This window comes from Bradyrhizobium sp. RDI18, from assembly GCF_043203335.1.
GTDB classification, from domain to species: Bacteria; Pseudomonadota; Alphaproteobacteria; order Rhizobiales; family Xanthobacteraceae; genus Bradyrhizobium; species Bradyrhizobium retamae.
This window is the reverse complement of sequence record NZ_JBICRN010000008.1, coordinates 1,914,431-1,930,766: the sequence shown is the minus strand read 5'-3', so window position 1 is coordinate 1,930,766 and position 16,336 is coordinate 1,914,431. Positions and strand designations below refer to the sequence as shown.

Below are 16,336 nucleotides of genomic sequence, written 5' to 3'. Positions count from 1 at the left end.
AGGCCGGGGCGTTTGATGTTGTGATCGGCGCTGATTGTCGAAGGGATCAGGAGCCCTTCGGATTGATCTCGGCGTAGTTGCCCTTGGCGTCCCACTTGTAAACGACGTAGTCGATCACCTTGATGTCGCCCTTGGCATCGAAGCCCAGCTTGCCGAGCACGGTATCCCATTCGCCGGCCTTGATGGTCTCCATGACCTTCTTCGGTTCGGTGGTCTTCGCCTTCGCCACCGCCTGCGACCACACCTGCATCGCCGCGTAGGTGTAGAGGGTGTAGCCTTCGGGATCGATGTTCTTGCCTTTGAACTTCTCGACGATCGCCTTGGCGGTTGCCTTGTTGCGGGGATCGGGACCGAAGGTGAACAGCGTGCCTTCGGCGGCCGGACCGGCGATCGAGGCGAACTCCTTGTCGTTCAAGGCATCGCCCGCCATCAACACCGTCTTGAGACCCTGGTCGCGCATCTGGCGCAGAATGAGGCCGGATTCCTGATGGTAACCGCCGACGAAGACCAGATCGATACTGTCGCGCTTCAGGCGCGACACGATCGCGTTAAAGTCCTTGTCGCCCTTGTTGTAGGACTCGAACATCTTCTCGGTGACGCCGGCCTTGTTGAGCGCCTTCTTGGTTTCGTCGGCGAGGCCTTTGCCGTAAGTCGTCTTGTCGTTGAGGATGGCGACGTTCTTGCCCTTGTAGTTCTTGACGATGTAGTCGGCGGCAACCAGGCCCTGCTGGTCGTCGCGGCCGCAGACGCGCGCCACGTTCCAGAGCTTGCGCTCGGTGAACAGCGGGTTGGTCGAGGCCGGTGTGATCTGCAGCACGTTGCCGTCGGCGTAGGCTTCCGACGCCGGGATCGACGACGACGAGCAGAAGTGGCCGGCAACGAACGGGATTTTCGCGCTGGCGAATTTTTCTGCGATCGAGCGCGCCTGCTTCGGGTCGCAGGCATCGTCGCCGACCTGCAGCGCCAGCTTCTTGCCGAGCACGCCGCCGGCAGCGTTGATGTCGGCCACGAATTGTTCGGCACCGTTCTTCATCTGCCGGCCGAATGCGGATTCGCCGCCCGTCATCGGGCCCGCCACTGCGATGGAGATGTCCTGCGCCAGCGCCGTTGTCGATAGCGCCAGCGATGCGCCCAATGCCAGGCCGATAAGTTTCAGTGATTTCATGAGGTGTCCTCGCAGGTCAGTCGATTTCAGGAAGCACCCGGCAGGCCGGGTACCAAAATCACGCCTATTGTCGGCTGATTTTACGGCGAAGTCATCGGCAATTTTCAGGCAAATCCACGGTCCGTTCGCAGCATCTTGCCGCAGCATCGCTGTCGTCCCTGCGAAAGGCGTATGGGTCCCCGCGCTCGCGGGGACGACCCGGGAGATAGCCCACTCTGCTACTCCCGCCGGCCGCCCTCCAGATAGGCGGCGCGGATTTCCGGGCGCTGCAGCAATTCGCTGCCGGTTCCGGAGAGCGTGATCAGACCGTTCACCATGACATAGCCGCGATGGGCCAGTTTCAACGCGTGGTTGGCGTTCTGCTCGACGATCAGCACGGTCAAGCCGTCCTGCCGGTTCAGGGTCCGGATCGCATCGAAAATCTGCCGCGCGATCAGGGGCGCCAGCCCCAGCGACGGCTCGTCCAGCATCAACAGGCGCGGCCGGCTCATCAGGGCCCGGCCGATCGCCAGCATCTGCTGCTCGCCGCCGGACAACGTGCCGCCGCGCTGGGTCATGCGTTCCTTGAGCCGCGGGAACAGCGCGAAGACGCGTTCCAGGCCGCTCGCCCGGTCGGCCTCGCTTGAGTCGGTTGCATCCGCGCCCATCTGCAGGTTTTCCGCCACGCTCATGCGCGGGAAAATCCGGCGGCCCTCGGGCGACTGGGCAATCCGCAGCCGCGCAATCTCATGCGTCGGCACGCCGGTGATATCCCGGCCGTCGAACTCGATGCGGCCGGCGCGGGCGCGGGGCCGGCCGAAGATCGTCATCATCAGCGTCGACTTGCCGGCGCCGTTGGCGCCGATCAGCGCGACGATCTCGCCGGCATTGATGTCGAGGTCGACGCCCTTCAGCGCCTCGATCTTGCCGTAAGCCGCCCGTAGCGAGCGGATCGCGAGCAGGGGGTGAGTCATGACTCGCTCTCTTCTTCGCCCGGCGCGAGCTTGTCGGTTCCCCCTCCCCTGAAAGGGGAGGGTTGGGGTGGGGGTTGCAGCCGCTTGCGCAAGCCTCTCGGTGTGCGCCAGGAGATCGCTAAGCACGCCCTCCAGGTTCGCAAGGACATCGTTGTTCCAGTAGCGAACGACGGTAACGCCTTTCTCGGCAAGCCATTGTGTTCGACGATCGTCGGCTTGCTTACGCTGTTCTGCGTGTTGTCCGCCGTCCACTTCGACAGCGAGCCGAAGACGGGAGCAATAGAAGTCGACTGTGTACGGCCCGATCGGATGCTGCTTTCTGAATGAAAGGCCATTCAGTTGGTCACGGCGCAGCGCACGCCACAGCCGCAATTCTGCATCGGTCATGTTTGCGCGGAGAGATCGCGCCCTAGCGGTCATAGCTTTCGTGCGGGAAAAGCGTGACCCCCACCCGCCCGCTTCGCGGTCGACCTCCCCCTTCCAGGGGAGGTGGGGGACTTGTCGCGCGGCTCGCTCACGTCCCGCTCTCCATCACCGCGATGGCTTCCTCCTCGTCGGCGCCGAGATAGGCTGCGATCACCTTGGGATCGTCGCGGACCTCGCGCGGCGTGCCTTCGGCGATCTTGACGCCGTGGTCCATCACCACGACGTGGTCGGAGATTTGCATCACCACGCTCATGTCGTGCTCGATCAAAAGGATCGAGGTGCCCTGGTCGGCGCGGATCGAGAGCAGCAATTCGCTCAATGCAGCGCTTTCGCGCGCATTCAATCCCGCAGCCGGCTCGTCGAGGCAGAGCAGGGCGGGCTGGGTGCACATTGCGCGCGCGATCTCCAGGCGCCGCTGATCGCCATAGGGCAGGTTGCCGGCGGCATCATCGGCACGATCCAGAAGACCGATGCGGTCGAGCCAGGTCCGCGCCAGATCGATCGCGGCCTGTTCGGCGTGGCGCCACGACGGCGCGCCGATCAGGCCAAGGAACGTCAGCCCGGAGGCGCGCATCAGCGCGTTGTGCTGTGCGACCATCAGGTTTTCCAGCGCGGTCATGCCGGGAAACAGGCGGATGTTCTGAAAGGTGCGCGCGACCTTAGCCAGTTTGGCAATCCGGAAATCGTTCAGCCGCTCGAGCCGGATGGCGCGACCATCATCATGGGTGAGGCCGATGGCGCCCGAGGTCGGCTTGTAGAAGCCGGTGATGCAGTTGAACACCGTGGTCTTGCCGGCGCCGTTGGGGCCGATCAGCGCAGTGATCTTGCGCCGCTCGGCGTCTAAGGAGAGGTCGTTGACGGCGACGATGCCGCCGAAGCGCATCGACAGGCGATCAACGGAGAGAATCGGATCGCCGCTCATCCGTGTCCCTCCTTGACGAGGTCGGACGAGATCGCCTGGCTGCGCTTGAGGAACACGGTCGGCGCGCGGTGGCCGACCAGGCCACGCGGCCGCCAGATCATCAACAGCACCATCGCCATGCCAAACACCAGCATGCGGTATTGGTCGAACCCGCGAAACAGCTCGAAGCCGCCGATCATGGCGAGCGCCGCCAGCGCGACGCCAAGTTGCGAGCCCATCCCCCCAGCACCACGATCGCCAGCACCAGTGCCGATTCATGGAAGGTGAAGGATTCCGGGCTGATGAAGCCTTGTCGCGTCGCAAAGAACGCGCCGGCAAGACCGCCGAACAACGCGCCCGTTGCAAATGCCGTCAGCTTGGTCGTGGTGGTGTTGATGCCGAGCGCGCGGCAGGCGACTTCGTCTTCGCGCAACGCTTCCCAGGCGCGGCCGAGGGGCAGGCGGCGCAGGCGGATCGTGACCCAGTTGGTGAGCAGCGCCAGCGCCAGGATAATGTAGAACAGAAATACGATGCGGTGCGTCGGCGAGAATTCGATGCCGAGCAGGGCCGCCAGCCCGTCATCGGCCGGCGTCAGCGGAATGCCGAACAGGGTCGGTCGGGGAATGCCGGTGACGCCGTTCGGCCCGCCGGTCAGGGTCTGCCAGTTGATCAGGACGAGGCGGATGATCTCGCCGAAGGCCAGCGTAACGATCGCGAGGTAGTCGCCGCGCAGCCGCAGCACGGGAAAGCCGAGCAGCACGCCCCAGAACGCCGCGAGGATGCCGGCGAGCGGCAGGCAGATCCAGAACGACAGCCCGAAATTGGTGGCGAGCAGCGCATAGGAATAGGCGCCCACCGCGTAGAACGCGACATAGCCGAGGTCGAGCAGGCCGGCGAGGCCGACCACCACGTTCAGTCCCCAGCCGAGCATGACGTAAGTCAGCACGAGGATGGCGAGGTCGAGAATATAGCGCTCGTCGTAGAAGAGGACCGGCACCAGGAACGTGAACACCAGCAGCACCGGCGCGACCAGCCGTCCGGCGAGCGACAGCGCGCTTTGCACCGAAGGTGGCACCACCCTGACGGTGTCGACCGGTCCCCACCATCGCCGCAGCAGCTCGACGAGGATGCTGCCGCCGAATACAGCTGCGACCATGACGGCGAGGTCGTCGAAGCGCGTCCAGTAGACCAATTGCCCCTGCGGGCCGGCCTCGGTGCGCACGCCGATCATCAGCGAAAACAGCACCAGCGCCACGAACGCGCTGATCAGCGCTTTCTTGAGGATGAAGGCGGCGCCAGGGGTGCGCGAGGTTTGGGCGGCGGGGGTGCGCTCACGCTGCGGCCCATCAGACTTTTTCGACTTCAGGCCGGCCGAGCAGGCCGGTCGGAAGGAAGATCAGGACCACGATCAGGATCGAGAACGCGGCGACGTCCTTGTACTCAACCGAGAAATAGGCCGACCACAGCGTCTCGATCAGGCCGATCAGGAGACCACCGAGCATCGCCCCGGGCAGCGAGCCGATGCCGCCGAGCACGGCCGCGGTGAACGCCTTGATGCCGGCGACGAAGCCCATGAAAAAATCGACCAGCCCGTAATAGAGCAGGTACATCATGCCGGCCACCGCAGCGAGCGCAGCACCAATCACGAACGTCATGGAAATGGTGCGGTCGACATCGACGCCGAGCAGGGAGGCCATGGTCTGGTCCTGTTCGCAGGCGCGCATGTCGCGGCCGAGCCGGGTGCTCGATACCAGCCAGGTGAACAGCGCGAGCAGCACGATCGTGGTGACGACGACGATGATCTGAATGTTGGAAAGCTGTACCACAAAGCCTTCAGAACCCTCATGCAGGGTATAGCCGCCGGTAATGATCGGCGGCACCGGTTTGACGCGTGCGCCCTGCGCGACCTGCGAATAATTGGTCAGCACGAATGACATACCGATGGCGGAGAGCATCGGCGCCAGGCGGAACGAGTGCCGCAGCGGCCGGTAGGCGATGCGCTCGACCGTCCAGCCGTAGAGCGCGGTGATCGCCATCGATACCAGCAGCACGACCAGGAGGATGAGCGGGATGGCGGTAAGCCCGAAGGAAACCAGGATCAGGAAGGTGATCAGGGCGATGAAGCCGCCGATCATGAAAATATCGCCATGGGCGAAATTGATCATGCCGACGATGCCGTAGACCATGGTGTAGCCGATGGCGATCAGGCCGTAGATCGAGCCGAGCACGAGGCCGTTGATCAGTTGCTGGGCGAAATAATCCATGCGCTGCCGTTGTTTGTATGAGGACGCGGCGAGAGCTCCCGGCAGCCCATGACGACGCGTCGTGGCATTTTCTAACAGTGGGAACTGGGGGCGGCAACAGCGCCGGCTGCGGCTTATTTGGCTTGTACAGAGCTAGTTTTTGCGCAGGCGGTTCCGGCGCCACACTCCGGACACGGCATTGCCCTCCGATGATCCCACCGGAACCGCTGTTCCGCTGCAACCGACGCCGCGGCTCTCCGTTAGTTCGGGCTACGTCGCAACCAACGGAGATCCCTCAATGAGCAAGATGAACCAGAACCCGGGTCAGCAGAACCAGAACCCGGGCCAGAAGCCTGGACAGCAGCAGCAGGGCGGCGGTCAGAAGCCGGGCCAGCAGCAGCAGGATCCGGGCCGTCAGGGCCAGAAACCCAGTCAGGATCCACGGCAGATGCCAGAGTAGAAGGGCACATGCCAGGACAGAAAAGGCCCCGCCGAAAAGGTGGGGCTTTTCTTTTTGTGCGTTGCCAACTTCATGTCCCGGACGCGGCGCAGCGTCCCTTGGCGGTGCGCCGCAGAGCCGGGACCCAGATGCAGCCTGGGTCCCGGCTCTGCGTCGCGTCACTTCGTGCCGCGCCGCGTCCGGGACACGGGATAGCGCCAAGCTAGGTCTTCAGCAAACCTAGTTCGGCGATGATCGCGTTCGCCTCCTTGACGGCGTGGTTGGCTGCCGGCACGCCGCAATAGATCGCCTGCTGCAGCAGGATTTCCTTGATGTCGTCGGGCGTGAAGCCGCCCTCAGTGAGCGCCGCGCGCACATGCAGGCGGAATTCATCCCACTGTGCCAGCGCCACCATGGTGCCGATCACGAGCACGCGGCGGGTGCGGTGGTCGAAATGCGGCCGGGTCCAGATGTCGCCCCAGGCATAGCGGGTGATCAGGTCCTGAAAATCGGTATTGAACGCGTTGCGGTTCTTGATCGACTTGTCGACCCATTCATCGCCGAGCACCTTGCGGCGCTGGGCCATGCCGTCGTCGCGGCGTTGGTTGTCGTCCATTGGTACCCTCTCTCTCCGTCATTGCGAGGAGCGAAGCGACGAAGCAATTCATGTCTCCGCAAGCGGTGAAATGGATTGCTTCGCTTCGCTCGCAATGACGTTTCTGGTTAGCTACCGTTGCGTCAGAAAACCGATCACCGCGTCGGTGAAGGCGTCCGGTTGCTCGACGTTCGAAATGTGCGCGGCATCGAGGATGGTCATGCTCGCGCCGGGAATCCGGCTGCGCATGAATTCGGCGTCGGCGACCGTCGTCGACATGTCGTGGCGGCCGGCGATCACCAGCGTTGGGCTCTTGATCTTGGGCAGCAGTTCGCGCTGGTCGAGCGTCGACAGCGCCTCGCAGCAGGCGATGTAGCCCTCGACCGGCGTGGTCAGCATCATCGCCTTCATGTTGGCGGTGATCTGCGGCTCGCGCTCGCGAAAGTCCGCCGTCAGCCAGCCGGCAATCACGGTATCGGCCACGGCGGCGATGCCGCCTTCCTTCACCGCCTTGATGCGTTCGTGCCAGCGCGTCGGGTCCGGGTAATAGCAGGTGGTATTGGACAGGATGATCTTGCCGAACCTGTCGGGCGCGTTGGCGCCCAGCCATTGCCCGACCATGCCGCCCATCGACAGGCCGCACCAATGCGTCCGCGCGATGTTGAGATCGTCGAGGATCGCCAGCACGTCGCGGCCGAATCGTTCCAGCGAGTAGGGCCCGGGCGGCACGCTCGACTTGCCATGGCCGCGCGGGTCGTAGCGGATGACGCGGAACACCTGGGTGAGCGCCTTCATCTGCGGCTCCCACATCTGCATGGTCGAGCCCAGCGAGTTCGACAGCATCAGCGTCGGTCCGCCGTCGCGGCCTTCGACGGATACGTTGAGCAGGCAACCGTCGGCGTTGATCATCGGCATGGGAGGTCTCCGGTCTCTTACTTGTCGTGAAGCGAGGCGAGCAGGCGGTCGATCAGGGCCTGCGAGGCGCCCTGATAGGCCATCGGCTCGAAAAGTTCGCTGATCTTGTCGGCACCGAGCTGCGCGGTGATCTCGGGATCTTGCGTCAGGACGTCGCGCAAATGCTTTTTCTCCTTGACCGCCTTCCTGCTGGCAGCCTCGACCAGATGATGCGCGTCGCTCTTGCCGATCTTTTTCGGCCAATGCCATCGCCACCGCTTCCGCCATGATCAGCCCGTCGGTCGCGTCGAGATTGGCGCGCATGCGCGCGGCATCGACTTCGAGCCCTTCCGCGATGTCCACAATGGCCGCCAGCGCACCTGATGTGACGAGCAATAGCGTCGGCAGCGTCGGCCATTCCGCGTGCCAGGGGCCGGCGCTGCGCTCGTGATCCTGCACTTGCGCGGCAAATATCGTCGCTGCGAGGTTGGGCGCCATAGTGGCTGCCGCGAGCGCGCTCGCTGCCGCCACCGGATTGCGCTTGTGCGGCATTGTGGAAGAGCCGCCGCGGCCTTCGCCCGAGGGCTCGAACGCTTCGCCGACATCTGTCTGCATCATTAAGGAGACATCGCGCGCGATCTTGCCGCAGGTGCCGGCGATGATGGCCAATACAGAAGCCGCTTCGGCGATGCGGTCGCGGTGGGTGTGCCAGGGCGCGTCCGGCAACGGCAGCTTCAGTTCCTCGGCCAGTTTTTCCGCGACCGCTAATCCCTTGTCTCCGAGGGCTGCGAGCGTGCCGGCGGCGCCGCCGAATTGCAGGGCCAGCGCCTCGCTGCGCACGCGCTGCAGGCGCAGCTTCGAGCGATGCAATGCAGCGGCATATTCGGCGAGCTTCAGTCCGAACGGCATCGGCAGCGCATGCTGCAGCCAGGTGCGGGCGACCACCGGCGTGCGGCGGTGCCGTCGCGCCAGTCCGGCAAAGCCTGCGATCGCGCGATCGATGTCGGCGAGCAGCGCATCGATGCCGGCACGAAGACCGAGCATGGCGGCGGTGTCGATGACGTCCTGGCTGGTCGCGCCCCAGTGCACATAGCGTGCGGCCGCCGCGTCCGATTTGGCGACATTTGCGGTCAGCGCCTTGACGAGGGGGATGGCGAGGTTGCCAGCCTTGGTCGCCGCCTCGGCCAATGCGGCGATGTCAAATGATTCGGCACGGCACGCGCTGGTAATCGGGTCGGCCGCGCTTGCCGGAATCACTCCGGCTGCGGCCTCGGCGCGCGCCAGCGCCGCCTCGAAATCCAGCATGTTCTGCAGGCTTGCCATGTCGTCGCAGACGGCGCGCATCGCCGCGCTCGACAGCATCGGGGCAAGCAAGGGGAGAGGGGACGTGCTCATTGACGCGACCTAACCATTCCGGCCAGTCAATGCCAATGCCCCTTGTCGGGTTCGCGCCTGCTGCGGTTGCGAAGATGCATCGCTCATTGCGTCGGCGGACTTCCTTTTGGCCCGCGCGTGCTTTACTTGGGGGCTATCAGGTTGACGCGATCCAGGAGGGCACCCCATGGCCATGACAATGAACGGCGAAGTCCAGCTTGCAGCGTCGCGCGAGGCCGTGTGGGCCAAACTGAACGATCCGGAAGTGCTGAAGGCCTGCATTCCCGGCTGCGAGGAGCTGGAAAAGACTGATGAAACCAGCTTCCGCGCCATTGCCAAGATGAAGGTCGGCCCGGTCTCGGCCCGCTTCAAGGGCAAGGTCATGCTGAGCGATCTCGACCCGCCCAACGGCTACAAGATCTCCGGCGAAGGCGAGGGCGGCGTTGCCGGTTTCGCCAAGGGCGGCGCCACGGTGGCGCTGACCGAAAAGGATGGCGGCACACTCTTGAGCTACAACGTCGAAGCGCAGATCGGCGGCAAGCTGGCCCAGCTCGGACAGCGCCTGATCAACGGCGCGGCCAAGAAGCTGGCCGACGAATTCTTCGCCAATTTCGGCAAGGCCGTGCAGGGCTGATCCTGACAGGGCTGATTCTGACAAGGCTGATTCTGACGAGGCTGATTCTGGCGAGTCCGATCCCGCGAGCCCCTCCGATAGCCCCGTCAAGTCACTCAGGCCATGCCCCAGAAGAGGGGCTCGCTGGGGCTCCTGAGGTTGCTCATTGTCGGGATGGCCCATATTATGGGCTTTGGAATGACTATAAACGTCTGCGTTGCCCGCTCCGGCAGTGCGGCCCAAGAGAGTGGTTGATGGCCAAGATTTCCCTGATCGTGAACGGTAATCCCGTAAACGCCAACGTCGATCCCCGTACCCTTCTGGTCCAGTTTCTGCGGGAAAATCTCCGGCTGACGGGCACCCATGTCGGTTGCGACACGTCGCAGTGCGGCGCCTGTGTCGTGCATCTCGACGGCAAGGCGGTCAAGTCCTGCACTACGCTCGCGGTGATGGCTGACGGCCATGAGGTCAAGACCATCGAGGGCCTGGCGCCCGACGGCGCGCCGCTACACCCGATGCAGGAAGCTTTTCGTGAGCATCACGGATTGCAGTGCGGCTTTTGCACGCCCGGCATGATCATGACCGCGGTCGATCTGGTCAACCGCAAGGGCCACGACCTTTCGGACCATGTCATCCGCGAGGAGCTCGAAGGCAATCTGTGCCGCTGCACCGGCTATCAGAATATCGTGACCTCGATCGCCGCCGGCGCCAAGGCAATGGCCAAATCCGCTTAACCGACATGCCCGCTCAATCGACAAGTTCGCCTAATCGATTTCATCGCGAGTAGCGATCAGGAAGTTCTCATGTACGAATTCAAATATCATCGGCCGGCGACCGTGCGGCAGGCCGCCAATCTCCTGGTGAAGAACGAAGACGCCAAGGTGATCGCCGGCGGCCACACGCTGGTGCCGGTCATGAAGCAGCGGCTTGCCAGCCCGCCGCATCTGGTCGATCTGTCGCACATAGAAGGGCTCGATGCGATCGAGATGAAGGGCCGTTCGCTGGTGATCGGCGCGACCGCCAAGCATGCCGATGTCGCGACGTCGCCGATCGTCGGCGAAGCCATTCCGGCGCTGGCCGAACTCGCCGGCGGAATCGGCGACCCCGCAGTGCGCCATAAGGGCACGCTCGGCGGCTCGCTCGCCAACAACGACCCGACGGCGGATTATCCCGCCGCCGTTCTAGCGCTTGGCGCCACCATCGTCACCAACAAGCGTCGGCTGAAGGCGGAGGAATTCTTCCAGGGCCTGTTCACGACCGCGCTCGAAAGCGACGAGATCATCACCAAGGTGATGTTCCCGCTGCCGAAGAAGGCGGCTTACGTCAAATTTCGCAACCAGGCCTCGCGTTATGCGCTGGTCGGCGTGTTCGTCGCCAGGCGCCCGTCGGACGTGCGCGTTGCCGTCACCGGCGCCGGCTCTGATGGCGTATTCCGCGCCACCCAGTTCGAGGAAGCGCTGAAGAAGCGTTTTTCGCACAAGGTACTCGACGGTATTTCGGCATCGCTGGAAGGGCTGAACAGCGATCTGCACGGCAGCGCTGAATATCGCGCGCATCTGATCGGCGTGCTGACGCGCCGCGCCGTCGAAGCCGCGACGGCGAAGTAGGCTTGCCGGTTATTTTGCCGATTTCCGGCGCATCAAGATTGGCCATCGCATGAGTGCATCGACGCTACCCAAATCCGTCGATGGGATGCTGGAGCTATTGACTTCACGCGGCTATCTCGCGGAGCGGTCGCTGGCGACGGTCACCTATCTGTCGCTGCGCATGGGCCGGCCCTTGTTTCTCGAAGGCGAAGCCGGCGTCGGCAAGACCGAAATCGCGAAGGTTCTGTCGGCCGCGCTCGGACGAAAGCTGATCCGCCTGCAATGCTACGAGGGCCTCGACGTCGCCTCCGCGGTGTACGAGTGGAGCAGTGCAGCGCAGATGATCGCAATCCGGCTTGCTGAAGCCGCCGGCGATACCGACCGCGAGCAATTGTCGTCCGATATCTTTGCCGAGCGCTTTCTGATCAAGCGCCCGCTGCTGCAGGCGCTGGAGCCGGACGTTGCCGGCGCGCCGGTGCTGCTGATCGACGAACTCGACCGCGCCGACGAGGCGTTCGAGGCGTATCTGCTGGAAATCCTCAGCGACTTCCAGGTCACGATCCCCGAATTCGGCACCATCAGGGCGCCGCATCCGCCGATTGTCATCATCACCTCGAACCGCACCCGAGAGATCCACGACGCGCTGAAGCGCCGCTGTCTCTATCATTGGGTGGATTACCCCGAAGCCGAGCGCGAGCTTGCGATCGTCAAGTCGCGCGTGCCGGGCATTTCCGCAAAGCTGTCGCAGCAGGTCGTTCACTTCGTGCAGGCGCTGCGCGATCAGGATTTTTACAAGTCGCCGGGCGTCGCCGAGACCATCGACTGGGCGACTGCGCTGACCGAGCTCGACGCCCGTTCGCTGACGCCGCAACTGGTCGGCGACACGCTCGGCGCGCTGTTGAAGTACCAGGACGATATCGCGCGCATGCAGGGCGACACGCTGCAGAAGGTTTTGAAGGACGCGACGAGCGAGACATAGCTGTCGTCAGTCCGGGGCGATGCGTCAGCATCGAACTATGGTGCGCAATTGCGCACCTGAGAATCTCGAGATTCCGGGTTCGCGCTCTGCGCGCCCCGGAATGACGAGAGGTGGAAACCGGGTTGACCATGACCACCATTGACCACCTCAATCCCCCGACCGGCCACATGGCCGACAATGTCGTCGGCTTTGGCCGCGCGCTGCGCGCTGCCGGCATTCCCGTGGGGCCTGGTGCCGTGATCGACGCCCTCGACGCGCTGCAGGCGATCGAGATCGGCAACCGTGCCGATGTGTACGCCACGCTGGAAGCGATCTTCGTCAAGCGCCACGAGCATATGCTGATCTTTGCCCAAGCCTTCGATCTGTTCTTCCGCGCCGCCGAGGAGTGGAAGCACATGCTGGATTCGGTGCCGTTGCCCGATCACGCCAAAAAGAAGCCGCCGCCGGCCTCGCGCCGCGTGCAGGAGGCGTTGGCGCAGCCCTCGGCGCGCGATGAGGTACCGCAAGTCCAGGAGCAGGAACTGCGGCTGTCGGTCTCCGACAAGGAGATCCTGCAGAAGAAGGACTTTGCCCAGATGAGCGCGGCCGAGATCGCGGAAGTGACCCGCGCCATTGCCAATATGAAGCTGCCGCAGGCCGAGCTGCGCACCCGCCGCTATCAGCCCGATGCCAAAGGCCTGCGACTCGACATGCGTCGAACCTTGCGCAGCAGTCTCCGCACCGGCGGCGAGATCATCGATATCCGAAAGCTCGGCCGGATCGAAAAGCCGGCGCCGATCGTGGCGCTGCTCGATATATCCGGCTCCATGAGCGAATATACCCGGCTGTTTCTGCATTTCCTCCATGCCATCACCGACGCGCGCAAGCGTGTCTCGGTGTTCCTGTTCGGCACGCGGCTCACCAACGTCACGCGAGCGCTGCGGGCGCGCGATCCCGACGAAGCCTTGGCGAGCTGTTCGTCTTCGGTGGAAGACTGGGCCGGGGGCACCCGCATCGCTACCTCGCTGCACTCCTTCAACAAATTGTGGGGTCGCCGCGTGCTCGGGCAGGGCGCCATCGTGCTCTTGATCTCCGACGGGCTGGAGCGCGAGGCGGATGCCAAGCTCGCCTTCGAGATGGACCGGCTGCACCGGTCCTGCCGCCGCCTGATCTGGCTCAACCCGCTGTTGCGCTACAGCGGATTCGAGGCCAAGGCGCAGGGTATCAAAATGATGCTGCCGCACGTTGACGAATTCCGCCCGGTGCATAACTTGACCTCGATGGAAGGGCTGATCGAGGCGCTTTCGGCGCCGCCTCCGCCGCACCACATGAGCCGCATCCGCTCAGCAGCTTGAAAGGGCATCCCATGCTCAATCGCGACGAAGACATTCTGCAGGCCGCCGAAAACTGGCAGAAGGCCGGTCACGGCGTGGCGCTGGCGACTGTGGTCGAGACCTGGGGCTCGGCGCCGAGACCGGCCGGCTCCAGCCTCGTCATCAACGATGACGGCACGTTTCTGGGCTCGGTTTCCGGCGGCTGCGTCGAAGGCGCGGTTGTTACCGAGGCGCTCGACGTGATCGCCAGTGGCAAGCCAAAAATGCTGGAATTCGGCGTCGCCGACGAGACCGCCTGGAATGTCGGACTGTCCTGCGGCGGCACCATCCGCGTCTTCGTCGAGAAGGTGGGGCAGTCGTGAAGCTGGAAACCCTCACACAGGTCAATGCCGAGCGCGCCGCGCGCCGGCCGGTCATCGTGGTTACCGATGTGGACAATGGCGATCAGCGGCTGGTGAAGGCCAAGGACATCGCCACCGATCCGCTAGGGGGCGAACTAGCCAAGCAGCTCCGCATGGGCAAGAGCGGCATGATCGAGTCCGGCGGCAAGAAGCTGTTTCTCAACGTTTATGCGCCGACCGCACGACTCGTCATTGTCGGCGCAGTCCATATCAGCCAGGCGCTGGCGCCGCTGGCGCGTTCGCTTGACTACGACGTGACGGTGGTGGATCCGCGCACCGCGTTTGCAAGCCCCGAGCGCTTTCCCGATGTGCCGCTGATTGCGGAATGGCCCGATGTGGCGCTGCCGCCGCTCAACATCGATCACTACACGGCATTTGTCGCGCTGACGCATGATCCGAAGATCGACGACCCGGCGCTGCTGCACGCGTTTGAACGCGACTGCTTCTATATCGGCGCGCTCGGCTCGCGAAAGACCCACGCCAAGCGCGCCGAGCGGCTGAAGGCGCAGGGCGCTGCGGATGCCGACATTGCGCGCATCCATGCGCCGATCGGCCTTTCGATCGGCGCGGTATCGCCCTCGGAGATCGCGGTCGCGATCATGGCCGAGGTCACGGCCGAGCTGCGGTTGCCGAAAGAAACCGCGAAGGTGCAGGCGGCATGAAGTTCGGTCCCGCCAGTCCGGCCGATGCGATTGGCGGCGTCACCGTGCACACGCTGCGACAGGGGCCGCTGGTGCTGAAGAAAGGCACCACGATCGGGCCTGCCGAAGTCGAGGCGCTCGACAAGGCAGGTGTCAAGGAAATCGTCGTGGTGCGGCTGGAGGAGGGCGACGTCTCCGAAGACGAAGCCGCCGCCAGCATCGCGCAGGCCGTCGCGGGCGAGGGCGTCAATGTCGAGCGCGCCTTTACCGGCCGCGCCAATCTGTTCGCAGCACAGGCCGGCGTCTTGGTGATCGACCGCGCCGCGGTCGACCGCATCAACGGTGTCGACGAAGCCATCACCTTTGCGACGCTCGCGGCCTTCAAGCCGGTGGTCGAAGGCGAGATGATCGCAACGGTAAAACTGATTCCGTTCGGCGTTGAAGCGAAGTTGCGCGACGCGGCCGTCGCCGCCGCAGGCCGCGACGTGCTTCGGATTGCACCCTACGTCATCAAGCGGGTCGGCGTGCTCTCAACGCTGCTGCCAGGGCTCTCGCCAAAAGTCATCGACAAGACCCTGCGGGTGACGGCGGAGCGGCTGGCGCCTGCCGGTGCCAGCATCATTGCCGAACGGCGCGTGCCGCACGACGAGGCGGCGCTGGCGTCCTCGATCAAGGAAGTGCTCGGCCTCGGCGCCGAGCTCGTCATCGTGTTCGGCGCCTCCGCGATCGCCGACCGCCGCGACGTGATTCCGGCCGCGATCAGCGAAATCGGCGGCGCCATCGAGCATTTCGGCATGCCGGTCGATCCCGGCAATCTGCTCCTGATCGGCAGCGCCGGCGGCGTGCCGGTGCTGGGCGCGCCGGGCTGCGCACGCTCGCCGGTCGAAAACGGCTTTGACTGGGTGCTGATGCGGCTTCTCGCTGGGCTGAAGGTCACGCGCGCTGAAATCACCGGCCTCGGCGTCGGCGGCCTGCTGATGGAAATCGTGACAAGGCCGCAGCCGCGCACGGTTGCCGATACCGAAGCCAACCGCAATGTGACCGCGATCGTGCTTGCCGCCGGCCGCTCGACCCGCATGGGCGGCCCCAACAAGCTGCTGGCCGAAATCGACGGCAGGAAGCTGGTGCGCATCGTGGCCGAACAGGCGCTGGCCTCGAAGGCAACGGATGTGATCGTCGTTACCGGCCACCAGGCCGAATTGGTCGAGCAGGCCTTGGCAGGCCTCAATGTAAAGTTCGTCCGCAACCCGGATTTCGCCGGCGGGCTGGCCTCATCGGTGAAGGCCGGCATTGCGGCGGTGCCCGACAGCGCCGACGGCGCCATTGTCTGCCTCGGCGACATGCCGCTGATTGATGCGCGGTTGATCGACCGGTTGATCGAAACCTTCGCGCCGGACCGCGGCCACCTGATCGCGGTCCCCGTCAGCGACGGCCGGAGGGGCAATCCCGTGCTGTGGTCGCGTCGCTTCTTCAAGGAGTTGATGACGCTGGAAGGCGACGTCGGCGCCCGTCACCTGATCGCCAAGCACACTGAGGCCGTGGCCGAAGTGCCGGTCGAGGGAAACAGCGCGTTCCTCGACATCGACACGCCGCAAGCGCTGGAGGCGGCAAGGCGGGGCTAAACTATAGCTGTCGTCCCTGCGAACGCAGGGACCCATATGTGGACGGCCCCCGTGGCACAAGAGCTTTTTGAGTGAGATCGGATCGCTTGCATCCATATGTCCGGCCTGTGAATGCGGTTGTGTTGACCGCTGGCCAAGATGGGTTGCGCGATGCGAGTTCCAAACAACCTAGCGGCCTGTTGGCGGCCAAT

15 protein-coding genes and 3 pseudogenes are annotated in these 16,336 nt (G+C 64.3%); 9 read left to right on the top strand and 9 right to left on the bottom strand.

Annotated features, from left to right (window positions below):
* Positions 1-46: 46 nt before the first annotated feature.
* The 6 genes and pseudogenes from ACFXS9_RS18445 to ACFXS9_RS18420 form a co-directional block, all read right to left on the bottom strand.
* Positions 47-1,165, bottom strand: a complete 1,119-nt coding sequence (locus ACFXS9_RS18445; protein WP_392690897.1) for a branched-chain amino acid ABC transporter substrate-binding protein — start codon at positions 1,163-1,165, stop codon at positions 47-49.
* A gap of 218 nt (positions 1,166-1,383) precedes the next feature.
* Positions 1,384-2,118: an ABC transporter ATP-binding protein gene (locus tag ACFXS9_RS18440; RefSeq protein ID WP_028349942.1), complete on the bottom strand. Its 735-nt coding sequence runs from the start codon at positions 2,116-2,118 to the stop codon at positions 1,384-1,386.
* A 117-nt stretch (positions 2,119-2,235) separates the two neighbouring features.
* A pseudogene (locus tag ACFXS9_RS18435) lies at positions 2,236-2,538 on the bottom strand (endonuclease domain-containing protein); the annotation flags it as partial.
* Between the two features lie 94 nt (positions 2,539-2,632).
* Positions 2,633-3,466 carry an ABC transporter ATP-binding protein gene (locus ACFXS9_RS18430; RefSeq protein WP_392690895.1) on the bottom strand — a complete coding sequence of 278 codons (834 nt, stop codon included), beginning with the start codon at positions 3,464-3,466 and terminating at the stop codon, positions 2,633-2,635.
* Positions 3,463-4,730: pseudogene (livM, locus tag ACFXS9_RS18425) on the bottom strand (high-affinity branched-chain amino acid ABC transporter permease LivM). The gene ACFXS9_RS18430 and the pseudogene livM overlap by 4 nt, the downstream one beginning before the upstream one ends.
* A 61-nt stretch (positions 4,731-4,791) precedes the next feature.
* A complete protein-coding gene (locus ACFXS9_RS18420) occupies positions 4,792-5,709 on the bottom strand; it encodes a branched-chain amino acid ABC transporter permease (RefSeq protein WP_028349939.1) in 918 nt (305 codons plus the stop codon).
* Between the two features lie 277 nt (positions 5,710-5,986).
* Here ACFXS9_RS18420 and ACFXS9_RS18415 point away from each other — a divergent pair, with 277 nt between their 5' ends.
* Positions 5,987-6,148, top strand: coding sequence for a hypothetical protein (locus ACFXS9_RS18415; RefSeq protein ID WP_171578229.1), 162 nt, complete (start codon positions 5,987-5,989; stop codon positions 6,146-6,148).
* A 202-nt stretch (positions 6,149-6,350) separates the two neighbouring features.
* On the opposite strand, the gene ACFXS9_RS18410 is transcribed toward ACFXS9_RS18415, so the two are convergent.
* The 3 genes and pseudogenes from ACFXS9_RS18410 to ACFXS9_RS18400 all read right to left on the bottom strand — a co-directional run bounded on the left by ACFXS9_RS18410 (position 6,351) and on the right by ACFXS9_RS18400 (position 9,011).
* Complete coding sequence (locus ACFXS9_RS18410) at positions 6,351-6,743, bottom strand: carboxymuconolactone decarboxylase family protein (protein ID WP_392690892.1); 393 nt, start codon at positions 6,741-6,743, stop codon at positions 6,351-6,353.
* Between the two features lie 111 nt (positions 6,744-6,854).
* Complete coding sequence (gene pcaD, locus ACFXS9_RS18405; protein ID WP_392690890.1) at positions 6,855-7,637, bottom strand: 3-oxoadipate enol-lactonase; 783 nt, start codon at positions 7,635-7,637, stop codon at positions 6,855-6,857.
* 17 nt (positions 7,638-7,654) lie between these two features.
* Positions 7,655-9,011, bottom strand: a pseudogene (locus ACFXS9_RS18400) (3-carboxy-cis,cis-muconate cycloisomerase).
* A 166-nt stretch (positions 9,012-9,177) separates the two neighbouring features.
* Here ACFXS9_RS18400 and ACFXS9_RS18395 point away from each other — a divergent pair.
* From ACFXS9_RS18395 to ACFXS9_RS18360, 8 genes are all read left to right on the top strand, one after another.
* Positions 9,178-9,624, top strand: coding sequence for a carbon monoxide dehydrogenase subunit G (locus ACFXS9_RS18395; RefSeq protein WP_334363563.1), 447 nt, complete (start codon positions 9,178-9,180; stop codon positions 9,622-9,624).
* 233 nt (positions 9,625-9,857) lie between these two features.
* On the top strand, positions 9,858-10,337 hold the full coding sequence (locus tag ACFXS9_RS18390; protein WP_028349934.1) for a (2Fe-2S)-binding protein: 480 nt from the start codon (positions 9,858-9,860) through the stop codon (positions 10,335-10,337).
* Between the two features lie 69 nt (positions 10,338-10,406).
* Positions 10,407-11,210, top strand: coding sequence for an FAD binding domain-containing protein (locus ACFXS9_RS18385; RefSeq protein WP_392690888.1), 804 nt, complete (start codon positions 10,407-10,409; stop codon positions 11,208-11,210).
* A gap of 49 nt (positions 11,211-11,259) precedes the next feature.
* A complete protein-coding gene (locus ACFXS9_RS18380; protein ID WP_392690886.1) occupies positions 11,260-12,168 on the top strand; it encodes an AAA family ATPase in 909 nt (302 codons plus the stop codon).
* A gap of 128 nt (positions 12,169-12,296) precedes the next feature.
* Positions 12,297-13,502, top strand: a complete 1,206-nt coding sequence (locus ACFXS9_RS18375) for a VWA domain-containing protein (RefSeq protein WP_392690884.1) — start codon at positions 12,297-12,299, stop codon at positions 13,500-13,502.
* Positions 13,503-13,513: 11 nt separating this feature from the next.
* Entirely contained in the window at positions 13,514-13,843 is a 330-nt protein-coding gene (locus tag ACFXS9_RS18370) for an XdhC family protein (RefSeq protein WP_025589337.1), read from the top strand.
* A complete protein-coding gene (locus tag ACFXS9_RS18365) occupies positions 13,840-14,544 on the top strand; it encodes an XdhC family protein (protein ID WP_392690882.1) in 705 nt (234 codons plus the stop codon). Before ACFXS9_RS18370 ends, ACFXS9_RS18365 begins: the two co-directional genes overlap by 4 nt.
* Positions 14,541-16,145: an NTP transferase domain-containing protein gene (locus ACFXS9_RS18360; RefSeq protein WP_392690881.1), complete on the top strand. Its 1,605-nt coding sequence runs from the start codon at positions 14,541-14,543 to the stop codon at positions 16,143-16,145. Before ACFXS9_RS18365 ends, ACFXS9_RS18360 begins: the two co-directional genes overlap by 4 nt.
* Positions 16,146-16,336: the final 191 nt, after the last annotated feature.

Coding starts and splice junctions, on each gene's coding strand:
- ACFXS9_RS18360 (WP_392690881.1), top strand. CDS start 14,541: ATGAAGTTCGGTCCCGCCAGTCCGGCCGATGCGATTGGCGGCGTCACC.
- ACFXS9_RS18430 (WP_392690895.1), bottom strand. CDS start 3,466: ATGAGCGGCGATCCGATTCTCTCCGTTGATCGCCTGTCGATGCGCTTC.
- ACFXS9_RS18395 (WP_334363563.1), top strand. CDS start 9,178: ATGGCCATGACAATGAACGGCGAAGTCCAGCTTGCAGCGTCGCGCGAG.
- ACFXS9_RS18440 (WP_028349942.1), bottom strand. CDS start 2,118: ATGACTCACCCCCTGCTCGCGATCCGCTCGCTACGGGCGGCTTACGGC.
- ACFXS9_RS18385 (WP_392690888.1), top strand. CDS start 10,407: ATGTACGAATTCAAATATCATCGGCCGGCGACCGTGCGGCAGGCCGCC.
- ACFXS9_RS18415 (WP_171578229.1), top strand. CDS start 5,987: ATGAGCAAGATGAACCAGAACCCGGGTCAGCAGAACCAGAACCCGGGC.
- ACFXS9_RS18410 (WP_392690892.1), bottom strand. CDS start 6,743: ATGGACGACAACCAACGCCGCGACGACGGCATGGCCCAGCGCCGCAAG.
- ACFXS9_RS18370 (WP_025589337.1), top strand. CDS start 13,514: ATGCTCAATCGCGACGAAGACATTCTGCAGGCCGCCGAAAACTGGCAG.
- ACFXS9_RS18420 (WP_028349939.1), bottom strand. CDS start 5,709: ATGGATTATTTCGCCCAGCAACTGATCAACGGCCTCGTGCTCGGCTCG.
- ACFXS9_RS18445 (WP_392690897.1), bottom strand. CDS start 1,165: ATGAAATCACTGAAACTTATCGGCCTGGCATTGGGCGCATCGCTGGCG.
- pcaD (WP_392690890.1), bottom strand. CDS start 7,637: ATGCCGATGATCAACGCCGACGGTTGCCTGCTCAACGTATCCGTCGAA.
- ACFXS9_RS18380 (WP_392690886.1), top strand. CDS start 11,260: ATGAGTGCATCGACGCTACCCAAATCCGTCGATGGGATGCTGGAGCTA.
- ACFXS9_RS18390 (WP_028349934.1), top strand. CDS start 9,858: ATGGCCAAGATTTCCCTGATCGTGAACGGTAATCCCGTAAACGCCAAC.
- ACFXS9_RS18375 (WP_392690884.1), top strand. CDS start 12,297: ATGACCACCATTGACCACCTCAATCCCCCGACCGGCCACATGGCCGAC.